12 protein-coding genes and 3 pseudogenes are annotated in these 13,893 nt (G+C 69.2%); 6 read left to right on the top strand and 9 right to left on the bottom strand.

The annotated features are described in order from the left end of the window. Positions 1–166: 166 nt before the first annotated feature. From OG230_RS36095 to OG230_RS36075, 5 genes and pseudogenes are all read right to left on the bottom strand, one after another. Entirely contained in the window at positions 167–994 is an 828-nt protein-coding gene (locus OG230_RS36095) for a DUF1206 domain-containing protein (protein ID WP_328911634.1), read from the bottom strand. A 512-nt stretch (positions 995–1,506) separates the two neighbouring features. Continuing rightward, positions 1,507–1,617 (bottom strand): DUF2716 domain-containing protein, encoded by a 111-nt coding sequence (locus tag OG230_RS36090; RefSeq protein ID WP_328907980.1) that lies wholly within the window; start codon positions 1,615–1,617, stop codon positions 1,507–1,509. Positions 1,618–1,622: 5 nt separating this feature from the next. Beyond that, positions 1,623–1,937 (bottom strand): annotated as a pseudogene (locus OG230_RS36085) (DUF2716 domain-containing protein). 318 nt (positions 1,938–2,255) lie between these two features. Next, on the bottom strand, positions 2,256–2,735 hold the full coding sequence (locus tag OG230_RS36080) for a lamin tail domain-containing protein (protein ID WP_328907979.1): 480 nt from the start codon (positions 2,733–2,735) through the stop codon (positions 2,256–2,258). Positions 2,736–3,797: 1,062 nt separating this feature from the next. Continuing rightward, the gene (locus OG230_RS36075) at positions 3,798–4,682 is read right to left on the bottom strand and encodes a helix-turn-helix transcriptional regulator (protein ID WP_328907978.1); all 885 of its coding nucleotides are present in this window, start codon (positions 4,680–4,682) and stop codon (positions 3,798–3,800) included. Between the two features lie 215 nt (positions 4,683–4,897). Between OG230_RS36075 and OG230_RS36070 the strand changes: the two genes are divergently transcribed. The 5 genes from OG230_RS36070 (at position 4,898) to OG230_RS36050 (ending at position 9,084) form a co-directional block, all read left to right on the top strand. Next, positions 4,898–5,914 (top strand): zinc-dependent alcohol dehydrogenase family protein, encoded by a 1,017-nt coding sequence (locus OG230_RS36070; RefSeq protein WP_328907977.1) that lies wholly within the window; start codon positions 4,898–4,900, stop codon positions 5,912–5,914. 71 nt (positions 5,915–5,985) lie between these two features. Then, positions 5,986–6,651 (top strand): SDR family NAD(P)-dependent oxidoreductase, encoded by a 666-nt coding sequence (locus OG230_RS36065; RefSeq protein WP_328907976.1) that lies wholly within the window; start codon positions 5,986–5,988, stop codon positions 6,649–6,651. A gap of 17 nt (positions 6,652–6,668) precedes the next feature. Further along, positions 6,669–7,199 carry a cyclophilin-like fold protein gene (locus tag OG230_RS36060; RefSeq protein WP_328907975.1) on the top strand — a complete coding sequence of 177 codons (531 nt, stop codon included), beginning with the start codon at positions 6,669–6,671 and terminating at the stop codon, positions 7,197–7,199. 33 nt (positions 7,200–7,232) lie between these two features. Next, positions 7,233–8,495 carry an MFS transporter gene (locus OG230_RS36055; RefSeq protein WP_328907974.1) on the top strand — a complete coding sequence of 421 codons (1,263 nt, stop codon included), beginning with the start codon at positions 7,233–7,235 and terminating at the stop codon, positions 8,493–8,495. A 169-nt stretch (positions 8,496–8,664) separates the two neighbouring features. Beyond that, positions 8,665–9,084: a hypothetical protein gene (locus tag OG230_RS36050; RefSeq protein WP_328907973.1), complete on the top strand. Its 420-nt coding sequence runs from the start codon at positions 8,665–8,667 to the stop codon at positions 9,082–9,084. A gap of 1,228 nt (positions 9,085–10,312) precedes the next feature. Here the strand turns inward: OG230_RS36050 and yidD are convergent. Continuing rightward, positions 10,313–10,543, bottom strand: a complete 231-nt coding sequence (gene yidD, locus OG230_RS36045; RefSeq protein ID WP_328907972.1) for a membrane protein insertion efficiency factor YidD — start codon at positions 10,541–10,543, stop codon at positions 10,313–10,315. Positions 10,544–11,194: 651 nt separating this feature from the next. Here yidD and OG230_RS36040 point away from each other — a divergent pair. After that, positions 11,195–11,518: pseudogene (locus OG230_RS36040) on the top strand (transposase); the annotation flags it as partial. A 39-nt stretch (positions 11,519–11,557) separates the two neighbouring features. Here OG230_RS36040 and OG230_RS36035 read toward each other — a convergent pair. From OG230_RS36035 to OG230_RS36025, 3 genes and pseudogenes are all read right to left on the bottom strand, one after another. Beyond that, positions 11,558–12,496, bottom strand: coding sequence for a MerR family transcriptional regulator (locus OG230_RS36035; protein ID WP_328907971.1), 939 nt, complete (start codon positions 12,494–12,496; stop codon positions 11,558–11,560). A gap of 106 nt (positions 12,497–12,602) precedes the next feature. Next, positions 12,603–13,272 (bottom strand): annotated as a pseudogene (locus OG230_RS36030) (transposase family protein); the annotation flags it as partial. A 42-nt stretch (positions 13,273–13,314) separates the two neighbouring features. Beyond that, positions 13,315–13,884, bottom strand: coding sequence for a hypothetical protein (locus tag OG230_RS36025; protein ID WP_328907970.1), 570 nt, complete (start codon positions 13,882–13,884; stop codon positions 13,315–13,317). Between the last annotated feature and the right edge of the window lie 9 nt (positions 13,885–13,893).

Raw genomic sequence — 13,893 nt, 5'->3', positions numbered from 1 at the left:
GTCGTGGCGGATCACACCCCATCCTCTCGCAACAAGCACGCAGCTGAGGGTGTTCCACCACGAGATCCCTGGCGATCCGTACATGACGCAGCCCCCGACTCCTGCCGTGTGGGCGGGGAGTTCGAGGGCCGGGGTTGGGGGCGTCAGGCGGGTTGTCAGAGCGGATTTACAGGCGGCGCCAGCGGGCCGAGGCGAAGGAGAAGACGCCGAAGAGGATCAGCCCGATCGCGACGGCGATCAGGAGCCACGGTCCCGCCGGTGTCTGTGTGAAGCTCCGGAGCGTCGCGTCCACGCCCTTGGCCTCGGCCGGGTCGAAGCGGACGGCTGCCACCAGGATGAAGATCCCGGCCGCGGCGAACACCACACCACGCGCCACGCCTCCAGCCACACCCAGAGCGGTGACGACCTGCTTCGTACGACGGCTCATGGTGGCGGTGTCCAACTGCTTCATGAAGCGGCTCAGAGCCGCCCGGACGGCGAGTACCCCGCCGATGCCGATCAGGAGGCAGCCCGCAGACCCCACCAGTACCTGGCCGTACGACAGTTTGAGCGCAGATGCCGTCCCGTCCTGCGACTGCTCGTTGCCGCTGGAGCCCTGGCCGCCACCGGCGGCATACACCGCCGTGGTCCAGCAGACGAAGGCGTAGAAGGCCGCCCGCCCACCATCGAGGACTCGTGAACCCGCCTTGCGTCGGGGTCCCCGGGTGCGCACGGCGCGAGTACCCCGCCACAGCGCCATAGACGCGAAGCCGACCACCAGCGCCCACAGCATCACTCTCCCGAACGGCTGCTCCGCGACTTGGGCCAGCGCGCCCTGCCGATCAGCCGACTCACCGCCGGTGCCGAGCGCAACTCGAAGGGCAAGGGCACCTATCAGGACATACACCACGCCCCGAGCGACAAAGCCCGCCCGCCCCGCGGCAGTCAGCGTCTCGTTCTGCGCGGAACGGGCCGCGGACTTCACGACCTGGCGCGTGCTGGACGGCGTCACAATGTCCTCCCCAAGGTGTGGGCCTGATACGCGGCCACCCCTCCCCCGTGCCCCGGGCCGGGGGTTTGATGCGCGCACTCGGCGAACGGCCGAGCGGCACCGGCCGGGTCATCGGTCGGCGTCCGGCGCGTCACCGGCGCGGTTGTCCCGGCATAACGGCCGTCGTCGCCGGGCCCGGTCTATCAAGGACGCTGCCACGCGGAGGAGTTCCTTGTGCAGCAGGCGGCCCGTCAGCGCACCTCCAGTGCTGAGACGGCTGGGCTCGGGCTGCGTGGGGCGGGAGAGACACGCGGCACCGGCGCGGCCTTGCAGGGCCGGTCGGGCACGACGCACGGAGAGGGTTCCGACGCGGGACGGCCCGCCCCCAAGGTTGGCCGGGGCGGGCCGTCGGCGCGCGCGGGTGCAGGTCGATGATCCGGACACTGGTGACGCGGGCCGAGAACACCCGCGACACCAAAGGTGGGCGCGCCCGCCCCCGAATCAGGACCTCCGCCGATACGGCGTCGAGGAGTTCCTCACCGAACAGGCAGAGGGACTCTTCCCAAGGAGTGACCAAAACTGCCGCAGCGGAAGTCTTCCGAGAGGCAGATGCAGTAATCCCCGTCGGGGTACGGGCTCAGAGCCAAGCCGGCTACCCAGGACCACCGGCCTCCTGGGGTGCGAAGCGATACGACGTGTGCTGCCAGTCGAGCGCGAGCAGCGTGCCCTGCGGGCCAACGCAGGAGGCCAGCCCCTGCTCGACCACCTAGACCAGGCGGTCCAGGCGGTCGTAACCCGAATCGTCGTCAAGCGCAGAAAGGCTCCAGGTGAGCGACGCAACGGGCTCCTTGATGGCCGGCCACTTGAACGAACGCATACTCGGCCGGACGTTGAAGTCCTCGTAGAAGCGGTCCCAGGCGCGTCGGTACTCAGCCTCTGGCAGCGCGGCCACGGGATCCTCAATCATCCCGCGATCCCATCGAGTCCCTGAGTGAGGATCGGAGATAGATCGTTCACGGAAGTGCGGACAGAACCAGATTTGTCGAGCCCCATCAGTGCGACCGACCGTGCGGGGAGACCCCAGGACAAGGAGCTGCCGGCGGTGGGTGTGCCGCCAGACCTGTAACCGTCCCCTGGCATTCGGCGGGTAACGGTGCGCGAAGACCTCATCACGATCTCATCCTCCACGGAAACACCTTGGTGAGTGCAGCGGCGAGGGGCGGCGCGCCATTGGCGTGCCGCCCCCGTCGTGCCGGGTGCCCGGGGTCAGGTGCGGGCGGTTTGGTCAGTGGTGGTGGTGTCCGCCGCGGCGCCAGGACTCGGTGTCCACGACGTTGCGGTGGTCGTCGCGCAGGGTCGCGGTGTCGGAGTGGTTGTCCCACATGTAGTGGCGGCGGTCCTGGTAGAGGTCGGTGCGGGTGTCGCGGCCGATACCGGTGTGGATGCGGACGGTTGCGCGGCCGGCGAGGCGGATGTTGTCGAAGCGGTAGCGGTTTCCGTCCTCGTCGCGCAGGGTCCAGCCATCCAGGTTGACCGCGCGCCGGTGGGTGTTGGTGATTTCGATCCACTCACGGTTCAGTGACCGGTTCGAGCGGCTCTCGGGGCCGGGGCTGTCGGCCTGTACGGCGCTGATCTCGACGCCGGAGCGACGCTGGTGGCGGTCCCTGTCGCCATCCTGAGCCATGGCCGGCAGAGCGGCGGCGGAAACGATGGCGCCGGCCGCGAGAACGGTAGCGGCCAGACGGCGGGCGGAACAAGCAGACATAGGTGATGTCCCCTCAGAACATGTGCACCACCAGCCAATAAAGGGCCAGGGTGCGGTGCGGGTCTCGGCTCCCTGTCGGTGCCGAGGACCCAAACTCTGACCCGTCGGCGCCGGCCCGTGGGAACGCCTGACTCCGTGTTACCAATTACGGACATTTACGTAACCCGCACATGTACAACACATTGAACACATATAGGCGTGACCCTGACATTCACTGACAGCTACACCCACCCGTTGAACCATCAACGGAAAGCGGTTGCCCGCCCGACGGACCATCCCGCACGCCACCCAGCGCGCCACCACACCAACCGGGCCACAGCTCCGTAACAAGCCTCCTGCACAATTCTTCGCACACCCGTGCACCCACCGCAGATACGCACGAGGACGGATGGCGACCCCCGCGGCGACCGGTATCGATGCAGGACTGATCGCAGCCGCGGTTGCGTATTGGGAACGATTGAGAACCGAATCCGCGCGGACGCTCGGCAACGAACACCCCGACACCCTCGCCACTCGGACCAGCCTTGCCTCCTGGCAAGCGGGACGTTCCAGTAGTGGACGTGGTTAAAAGTGGGCTGCGCCAGCGTGGTTGGAAGGCTGCGCGCTGCTTGAAGGAGCAGGTCTCCCCACCACTCGACGTCTTGGCCATCGCAGGTTCAGCCGTTCGACAGTAGGTGCTGGGCGGCAGCTGGTGCCGGGCGACGGTGATGTCCTTCGTCGTCCAATCGAGGCGTCCGCCTGGCCCTGGAGATCCCACGTCTGACCGCCACTGAGACCGGTCCGCTGACCGACCCATCACAGGCGAACTCGCCGAGCTGATCGAGCACATGATCAGCAGAAGGCTCAACGGAGGCAGATCTGGACAGAACTCTTCGACCACCACGACTACTTGGTCACCTACGACAGCATCCGCCACTACATGAGATACACACGACCCCGAAGGGCATCGTCACGAGCAGACTCACTGATATCCCAGCCAGCCGGCCCAAGACAGCTGGCTGCACACGACCAACCTCGCTGACGAAGGACGAACTGCCTGCACGCGCTCGTCGAGGGTCAGGCTCAGCTCGACGCGGAGGGCTCCGTGGCGTCGGCATCTCGGGTGGCGGCCCAGGACGCGAGGAGGCGCAACCCCTCTTCGGAGGGTGAGCCGGGTTCGGCGGTGTAGATCGTGAGGGTCAGGCCGGGTTCGGCGGCCATCTCCAGTCCTTCGTAGGCGAGGGTCAGCTCGCCGACGGCCTGGTGGTGGAAGCGTTTGGTTCCGGTGCCGTGGTGGCGGACGTTGTGGGCGCCCCAGCGGGTGCGGAAGTCGTCGCTTCGGGTGGAGAGCTCGCCGACGAGGTCGTGCAGGCCCTTGTCGTGGGGGTTGCGGCCGGCTTCGGTGCGCAGGATCGACACGGCGACGTCGGCGGCCTGGTCCCAGTCGGGGTAGAAGCGCCGGGAGGCGGAGTCGAGGAAGTTGAAGAGTGCCAGGTTGGCCTGGTTGTGGGGCGTGGCGTAGACGTCGTCGTAGAAGGCGCGGGCGAGGTGGTTCGTGGCGAGGATGTCCATGCGGCCGTTGCGGACGAAGGCCGGGCCAGCGGTGACGGCGTCCAGGACCCATTGCAGGCTGCGGTGCGCCTTCCACTGCGGGGTACGCCGCCGGGGGCGCGTGAGGGCGTCGGAGCCGTCCGCCGCGTGGGCGAGGTTCAGTAGGTGAGCACGTTCGGCGTCATCCAGCCGGAGGGCGCGGGCGAGGGCTTCCAGGACGGCCGGGGAGGCGCCGGCGAGGTTGCCGCGCTCGAGTTTGGAGTAGTACTCCACGCTCATGTCGGCCAGGGCGGCGACTTCGCTCCTGCGCAGACCTGGCACCCGTCGCCGACTGCCGGAGGGCAGGCCCGCCTGCTCGGGAGTGATCTTGGCGCGCCGCGAGGTCAGGAACTCGCGGACCTCTGCTTGGTTGTCCACGCCTTCGACGGTACGTCCCGCCCGCGGCGGAGGGGATGTACTGGCAGTACACCCTTCGACCGTGCCTCGCTACGCGCGCCGAGAGCGGGTTACCTGGATGACGTGGTGCTTCTCGCCCAGCCGTGGGTCGGCAGGGTGAAAAGCCACCGGATCTGCACTCGGCGACGGCCGCTTTCACTCGGTACGGCGCCTCGGCTTGCAAAGGAACCCCTCTCATGCGCGGCGCAATGATCTACGCCCCCGGCGACATCCGCTTCGAGACCCTGGACGACCCGAAGATCCTCAATCCGACCGACGCGATCATCCGCACCGCCGTGACGTGTGTGTGCGGCTCGGATCTGTGGCCCTACCGCGGCGCCGAACCGACGGACGAGCCGCATCCGATGGGCCATGAGTACGTCGGCTTCGTCGAGGAGGTCGGCTCCGAGGTCACGGCGGTCAGGCCGGGCCAGTTCGTGATCGGTTCGTTCGCCACCTCGGACAACACCTGCGCGCACTGCAAGAACGGCTTCCAGTCCAACTGCCTGCACCGCGAATTCATGTCAACCTGCCAGGCCGACTACGTCCGCATCCCCAACGCCCAGGGCACTCTGGTCGCCACCGACGGCGTGCCGGGCGAGGAGCTGTGGCCGGGCCTGCTGGCGGTCTCCGACGTCATGGGGACCGGCTGGTGGGCCGCGGACGCGGCCGAGGTGAAGCCCGGCTCGACCGCCGTGGTGGTCGGTGACGGCGCGGTCGGCCTGTGCGCGGTGATCGCCGCCAAGGAGATGGGCGCCGAGCGCATCATCGCCATGTCCCGCCACGCCTCCCGGCAGCAGCTGGCCCGCGAGTTCGGCGCCACCGACATCGTCGCCGAGCGCGGCGAGGAGGGCGTCGAGCGGATCAAGGAGCTGACCGGCGGGATCGGCGCCGACAGTGTGCTGGAGTGCGTCGGCACCTCCCAGGCCATGCGCCAGGCTCTGCACTCCGCCCGGCCCGGCGGGAACGTCGGCTTCGTCGGCGTCCCCCACGACGTCGCGGTCGACGGCCAGGAGCTGTTCTTCTCCCACGTCGGCCTGCGCGGCGGTCCCGCTCCCGTACGCCGCTACCTGCCCGACCTCATCGACCGCGTCCAGTCGGGCCGGATCGACCCGGGCAAAGTCTTCGACCTCACCCTGCCGCTCAACGAGGTCGCCGAGGGCTACCGGGCGATGGACGAGCGCCGCGCCATCAAGGCACTCCTGAAGCCCTGACCAGGACAGCTCGACCGTCCCAGACGCGCGCTCACTCCCTCACTCTGTTCTGATCATCCGGAGGCACCTTCATGACGACCTTCGCCCTCGTCGGCGCCGGTCCCGGCCTCGGCCTGGCCTGCGCCCGCCGCTTCGGCGCCGCCGGCCACACCGTCGCTCTCCTGTCGCGCAACGCCGAACACCTCGACCCTCTCGTGGCCGAGCTGAACCGAGACAGCATCCAGGCCCGCGGCTACACCGCCGACGTCCTGGCCCCCGACTCCCTCAGCACCGCCCTGCGACGGGCCGGTGAGGAGCTGGGGCCGGTGGAGGTCCTGCAGTTCAGCCCAGTGCCCCGCGCCGACTTCATGAAGCCGGTCCTCGAAACCAGCCCGGCCGACCTGAACGATCCGCTCGCCTTCTCCATCAAGGGCCCGCTGAACTGCGTGAACACGGTCCTGCCCGGGATGCGGGCGCTGGGGCGCGGCACGCTGCTGTTCGTCAACGGCGGCAGCGCGGTCCGCCCGCACCCCGACCGTGCGGGCACCTCGATCGCGTTCGCCGGCGAGAGCGCGTACGCGGCGATGCTGCACCAGGCGCTCGCCGACGAGAACATCCACGCCGCCCAGCTCATCGTGCCCGGAGCCATCAGCCCGGACGCCGAGCACTCCAGCCCGAGCGCGCTGGCCGAGCGGCTGTACAGCCTGCACACCGACCGGGACGGCTTTCGGCACTACGCCGAACCGATGCCCGACTGAGCCGGAGCCCGACTGCCATGCCCCACACCGCCCTGCGCACCATCGCTCACGCGGTCCCGGCCGCGGCGCTGCTGCTCACTGTGACGGCGTGCAGCGCTACGCCGGACACCACACCTGCGGCCTCGCCGCCCCAGGGTTCACCGCAGCAGTCCGCGACGGATCGGCCGACGACCGAACCCTCAGAGGAGAACAGCGCCATGCGCATCCGCCTCATGATCGACGGCCACAGCGTGGACGCCGCCTTGAACGACAGCTCCACCGCGCGGGACTTCGCCGCGCTGCTGCCGCTCACCCTCGATCTCGACGACTTCCAGGAAACCGAGCGCGTCACCGACCTGCCGCGCAAGCTGAGCACCGACGGCGCCCCGGCGTCGTCCGACCCCAAGGCGGGTGACCTGGCCTTCTACGCGCCGTGGGGCAACCTGGCCCTCTTCTACCGCGACGGCCACCGCTCACCGGGCCTGGTCATCCTCGGCCGCCTCACCGAACGGGACGACATCGCGCGCCTGGCCGACGCCGACCGCGTCCGCATCCAGCCCGCCTCCTGACCCCGTCCCCCTTCCCAAGGAGTAATTCCCCCTATGTCCGCTCCCGCCGCTCACGCGCCGGGCAAGCTGCCCTTCGTCGTGTGGGTGCTTGCCGCTGGCACCTTCCTGATGGGCACCACCGAGTTCGTCATCGCCGGGATCCTCCCGGAAATCGCCCCCGACCTCGGCGCCAGCGTCTCCCACGCCGGACTGCTGATCACGGCCTTCGCCGTCGGCATGATCGTCGGCGGTCCGACCATGGCCCTGGCCACCCTGCGCCTGCCCCAACGCCTCACCCTCGTCCTCGCCCTGGCGGTGTTCGCTGCCGGGCACGTCGTGGCAGCCCTCACCAGTTCCTTCACCGTCGTCCTGGCCGCCCGTTTCGTCACCGCGCTGGCCACCGGCGCGTTCTGGGCCGTCGGCTTCGTCATCGCCACCACCGCCGCCGGACCCGCGAATGCCACCCGGGCCGTCAGCGTGATGATGGGCGGCCTGACCCTGGCCAACGTCGTCGGCGTCCCCGCTGGGTCCCTCATCGGTCACGTCACCGGCTGGCGCGGACTGTTCTGGTCCCTGGCCGCGCTCGCCGCCCTCGCCGCCGCCGTGATCGGGCGCTTCATCCCCCGAACGGAGCAACGCGCCCAGGTCTCCGTACGCGACGAAATTCGGGCGCTGCGGCAGGGCCGCCTGTGGCTGGCACTGGCCTCGGCCGTGCTGATCATGGGCGGTGTGCTGGCCGTCTACACCTACATCACACCCCTGCTGACCGACCGTGCGGGCATCCCGGCCGGTGTCGTGCCGCTGGTGCTGATCGCGTTCGGCGCCGGCGCGCTGGGCGGCACCGCGATCGGCGGCCGGTTCGGCGACCGCCGTCCGATGGCCACCACGATCCCGGCTGCCGCAGCGACCGCGCTGATCCTGCTCGCGCTGATCCCGCTGTCCACCGCCCCGGCCGCCGCCATCGCCCTGATCTTCCTCATGGCCCTGGCCGGGTTCACGATCAACCCGGTCGTCACCGCCCTCGCCGTCCGCTTGGCCGGCGACGCCCCCACCTTGGCCTCGGCGCTGACCACGTCCGCGTACAACACCGGCATCGCCGTCGGTTCCGCGCTCGCCGGGCAGGCCCTCGCCTCCCCTCTCGGTGTGACCGGACCCGCCCTGATCGGTGCCGTCTTCGCATGCCTGACCCTGCTGCCGCTGATCGCCCTGGCCGTCACCAGCAAGCACGGGACGACGCGCACCGTCGCCCACAGCGTTCGCGACACGCCTGTCCCGCCAGCGCGCACGACCACTGAAGTGACGTCGTCGCAGAGCTGAACCGATCCGGCCGCCTCGCACCCCACCCACCTGGAGCACCCCTTTCCCCTGCCGTCGGGCAGGTCGGCCGTTCCGCCCCGACTCACCTGTCCGCGCTCCTCAACGAGATAGGCGGCGTGGAGTCGACATGCGCAGGCGAGTCCAGACGCAACGGTGATTCACTGGCCCGATGAGCACGTTCGACGAGTACCTCACGGACTGGGAGTTCGGCGAAGACTGGCGGCCAGTGGTCGAGCACCTGGCGGCCCGCGTCACGAGCTGGCCCAGGGGGGCGCCGGAACCTGAAGACTTTTGCGTGGACTTCCCCGTCGACGTTCTATGGACAGACGGCCTGCTGGTGTGGACGAGCCTGGTAGACCCCGTGCGCAATATGATCAGCACCTGCTTGGGCGGCCAGATCGACCGTACGGGTCTTCGCTGCGGCATCCTGAACCCCCACAATCCGGGAGACCGTCTCGACTGCCGCTTCGTCCTTCTCGGCGAAGGACGATCCCTTTCTGATCTGGCAGATGTGCTTCTGGATTGGGTGGCCGTCGAGGCCGCACGTGCAGCCCGTACGCGCGCCGAGATCCGTGCAACCGGAGGGTGATCGCTCCCGGGCTCGTGTTCACCGTGAGTGGTCGCCGGGGGCATAGTGCCGCCAGGTTTCTCCTGCCTCGGCGGCGAGCTGGGCGGTGGTGTCGTCGTGGTAGCCAAGCGTGCAGGCGATCACGGGTGCGGGGGCCTGAAGGACGAGGTGGCGGATGGCGGCCGTGCGTCCTCGCTGGGGGGAAGCCCATGTGGCGAAGCCTGAGTTCGAGCGTGTGCGGGGTCATGGGCGGGCCGGCGCCGGGAGGTCCGCGGCGAGCGCGGTGCGCCACAGAGCGGCTTCGGCGTCGGAGACTGGGCACGGGCGGCACGCGGGGAGCAGAGCCAGGTCCTCCAGAAGGCGGGAGGCCGCCGCGCCGACGGGAACGTCGCTGACCATCGCCCAGGCGGTGGCCGTATCGCCGAGGAAGTCCCGTCTCCAACGAGCGTGTGCACCAGGTGCTCGCTTGCGCCAGGCACGTGGGCAGGGCGGCCAGGAGTTCGGTGCGATCGAAGGCGGCGAGAAGCCGGGGCGGCTCGGCCCCACCCCAGCCATGCTTCAGCCGGTGACGGCCGTCCGTCCCTGGACAGGACGAGCAGTCCGGCGCAGCGGGCGACTGTGAAGTCGGGGGCATGGCGGTACAGGTCGGGTTGGCGGACGCCGATGGTAAGGGCGACGGCCTTGTGTTTTCCGCGGGTGCTCATGGCTCCGGCGGTGAGTTCGAGATTGTCGGGGGCATCTGGCCAGTGGTGCGGGCGTGGTGGGCGGCGTAGTCCAGCAGGCAGCCCAGCGCGCGTGCGGCGAGGTCCGGGCCGAAACGGCCGGGCGGCAAAGCGACGGCGAACGCCTCACCCGGCACACAGCGACCACCTCCCGGGGACATACGGTGACCGCCCGACGAACACCACATCGGCGACGACCAGGCGGTGGCGGGGCAGGCAGCCGCGACGGCACCGGTGCACGAGCGGACGACCGCGGGACGATCGGCAGAAGTAGGGGCACGGGACGCGGCGGTTACGCAATGAACTACAGCCGCGGCAGGAACAGCCCAGCGGGCGCACGACCAGACATGGCGCCAGGCCCCGCCGCGCCTGGCGGAAGGCGAGTAGGGGCCCACCAGAGCGGACTTGACGGACGGTCCGGTGAACGGCTGGGCAATGCAACGGAGTCGGGCCGGAGACACGCGGCAAAACTGCCGAAGAGCGCGAGGAGCCAGGACCGGGCCGGACGAGCGTTCGAGGGCTCGGAGTCAGCCGCGGCCAGGCGGCACCGGGTCCCGGAAGCCCCGGCGGCGGGCCACCTCCGGGCGGCAGCGCAGCAGGCGCACCAGGATCAGCCAGCCGCCGCGAAGGGTCCCGTGGCGGTGGAGCGCCTGGACCGCGTAGGTCGAGCAGCTCGGGGTGTACGGGCAGCACGCCGGCCTGGCCGGGCTGACGGCGACGCGATAGTGGCGTACGGACCGGTACAACGCGGCGGCCACCCTCTCACCCGGAATAGGCGCGGCAGGATCAGCGCCGTGATTGATGGCCGTAGGCGAGGCGCGCAGAACGGCGAGCACCAAGGCCGTCTGCGTCCACACACCCCCGCAGCAGCACGGGTGCGTGAGAGCGTCGAGCGTGGTCGCGCAGCAGCCCTCGCGCTCCTCACCGGCCCCGTTCCTCCGTCCGCGATCAGCATTTCGCGCCACTCCATCCGCCCTTCCCCGGCCACGCCATGCGGAAGGATCATACGAAGAAACCCATACGTGCGATCGCGGGAGTGGCTCCCCCGAGGACTGGTCTCTCTCAGCCGGATAGACCGAACTGTTTTGCAGGTCTGGCCATCCCCGTTCCACCGGTGTCTGGGCGGCCCGAGCAAAGCACTACGGCCGTTGCTATCCAGGACGTTTGATGGGTCGGCCTCGACTCGATGACCGGACGATACTCAACGGAATCATGTGGAAGTTCCGGGCAGGAGTGGCCGGTTGACGTGTCCTTCGACCACGCCGGAACTCCAGGGCGGGGTGAGGCCGACGATGACGGCGTCCCGGTCGCGGTCGATGCCTGCGACGAGGGTATGGAGGGTGGGCAGGTCGTCTTGCCGGACGGCGTCGAGCCACTCCGGTAATCGCTCGCCCTCGCGCTCGGTGCAGGCGAAGTTCCCCAAGGCCGTCGCGAAGGTCACCGACGACCAGGACGAGCTACTGGCCTTCTACGACTACCCCGCCGAGCACTGGATCCACCTGCGCACGACGAACCGCATCGAGTCGACCTTCGCCACCGTGCGCCTGAGGACCAAGGTCACCAAGGGCGCCGGATCCCGCGCCGCTGGGCTGGCGATGGTGTTCAAGCTTGTCGAGTCCGCCCAGGCTCGCTGGCGAGCGGTCAACGGCGCCCACCTGGTCGCGCTCGTCCGCGCCGGAGCCCGCTTCCAGCACGGCCTGCTGGTCGAACGCGACCAGGCGAAGGCAGCGTGACGTGAACCGGTCCGGTCACGCCGCGTCGCGACCGGAGCGCTACCCCGGCATCCGGGCATGCAATGCCCGGATGAACCAGACGAACACCGGTGCCAGGTTTTCAGGGGCCGACCAACCGTTGATCACTGCGAGCAGCTGAAGGTACCGCTCCCGGCGAGGGTCGTTCGCGGTCTCCAGCCGGGTCAACAACCGGCGCCGAAGGTCGACGTCATCGGGGCGGCCCAAGACACGCCCATACTGAGCCATGACCGCCGCGACGACTGGATCGGCCTGAGGTGAGCCCGGGTCGATGCCGGTTACCAGGGCCGGGCCGACCTCGTCGCGGACCGATGCGGCAGGGTCGCGGCGCAGGCCCGTGGGGCCGCCCTGGGCGCGATCGGCCACATAGTGCCCAGCCATGCGCCGCATGTCGGCGCGAAAATCCGGATTCTGGGACAGCTCGGCCAACTCCACCCACGCCTCGACCTGCTCGGCCTCGGGGTTGTCGGGCAGCTCGGGAGTCATCGACCGCATGATCCCCCCGAATTCGGGATCGGCGTTCAGGCCGCCAAAGGCGGTGTCGAGGAATTCGCCGATCAGACGTCGACGTTCGTCTTCGGAGAGCTTGGCCAGCTTGTGCATGAGATCCATCTCCTCAGGGGTGGACCCGCGCTTGGCCACCGCCGTCAGCACCGCGCGCCGCAGACGCAGCGTTCGGATCTGCACCGCCAGTGCTTCGGCGTGCGCCGCGGCGACCTCGGCAAGCGAGATTTCCCGGTCCACGACCTTTCGGATCGTGGGCAGGTCCAGTCCCAGGTCGCGCAGCGTCCGCACGAGGTCCAGGCGTGCGACGGCGTTGATGCCGTAGAGGCGGTAGCCGGTCGGGCTACGGTCGGTCGGCGGCACGATCCCGCAGTCGGAGTAGAACCGAATGGCCTTGACCGTCAGACCGGTCCGCCGGGCCAGATCACCGATCGAGTAGAGCGTGTCGCCTTCCATGCCCTCACTCTCGCGCCTCCCCCTACGGGAGACTCAAGCCCATCCGTCTGCCAGCACCAAACCACTCCGCACCCACAAGTCTTGACAATTCCTCTTCCAGGTATCCCATACGGGCGAAGGCGTGCTCGATACGGGCGCGAACCTGGCGGTGGGAGGTGTTGTGCTCTTCCTTCCAGGCAAGCAGTTCACTCTGCCCGAACTCGCAGCGGTCCGGGATGATCAGGCCGGTGCCCCGGTAGCCGCCGTCGGCGATCACGGTGGTCCGGCCGACGGCACCCTTGGCTCCGGACAGTGCCCACGCCTTGCGGTCGTTGCGGTAGCCGGGCAACGGTCGCCAGACCACGACGACGCGTCGGGTGTCGGCGTCGATGACGACCTGGTGGTTGGTGGAGTACCGGTAGTTCTTCGTCTGCTCGGCGACCGTGTGGTCGCGGGTGGGGACCAGCGTGCCGTCCACGATGAGCACGGAGTCCTTGCGGAACCGTCTGCGGGGCTTGAGCGCGAGCAGAGGGGCCGAGGTGGCTGATGATGCGGTCGGCCGCGGACTTCGAGACGCCGAACAGTGGTGCGAGCTGCCGTAGCGTCAAGTTGGTGCGCCAGTACGCCGTGACCAGCAGCACTCACTCCTCCAGCGGCAGGCTCCACGGCTGGCCCCTGCGGACCGCGTCAGCTCCTTCACGCCGCAGCTGTGTTACCAACGTGCCGAAACAGCGGGGGCTCAGCCCAGTGAACGGGGCTACCCAGGAAGGCTCCGATGCCGTAATCACACCAGACACCGCAAGATCTTTTCACGGGCCGCAGTGCCGGCCTGCGGGCAGTCAGGATGGACATCGCTGCGGTTCCACAGCCCTGAGCAGGCACTCGCGGTCGTCCACGCTGATCAGTCCGTCCGGAAGGGTCCCCTCCTCCAGCAACGCGCGCAGGTCGGAAGCGTGTGCGGCGAAGGCGGCCCTGCACCACTCGCGTTCCGGGTGATCGGAGTCCTTCCCGAACAGCAGCACCTGGCGTTCATCGTCGGCGTCGACGGGTAGAGACAGCTCCGCGGCGACGACCAAGAGTTCTACCAGGTCGGACCGCACCGCGATGTCAGGGACAGCTGCCAGGCGGATCAGGAAGGGCAGGACGGCCGGCATCACGGCGCTCACGTGGAAGACGCTGTTCATAAGGACGTTCTCCAGCACGGGCAGAGCCGCGGGGCCGGCTACCTCATCCAGGAGACCGCGGAGCAGGACCGGGATCCCGGCAGGGCACCCGGAAATCCGCGACCAGTCGACATCAGCACAGCCCAGCAGCGCGGGGTGGTCGCATACAGCTCTCTCCATCTGCGGATATTCGCGGACGAACCGGGCAACGGCAGCCTCTTTGACCGCCGCATCTATCACACACATCTCTCGGCC

The organism is Streptomyces sp. NBC_00234 (genome assembly GCF_036195325.1).
GTDB lineage: Bacteria > Actinomycetota > Actinomycetes > Streptomycetales > Streptomycetaceae > Streptomyces.
Note: the sequence above shows the minus strand (reverse complement) of the source record. Positions and strands in the feature narration are given on the sequence as shown.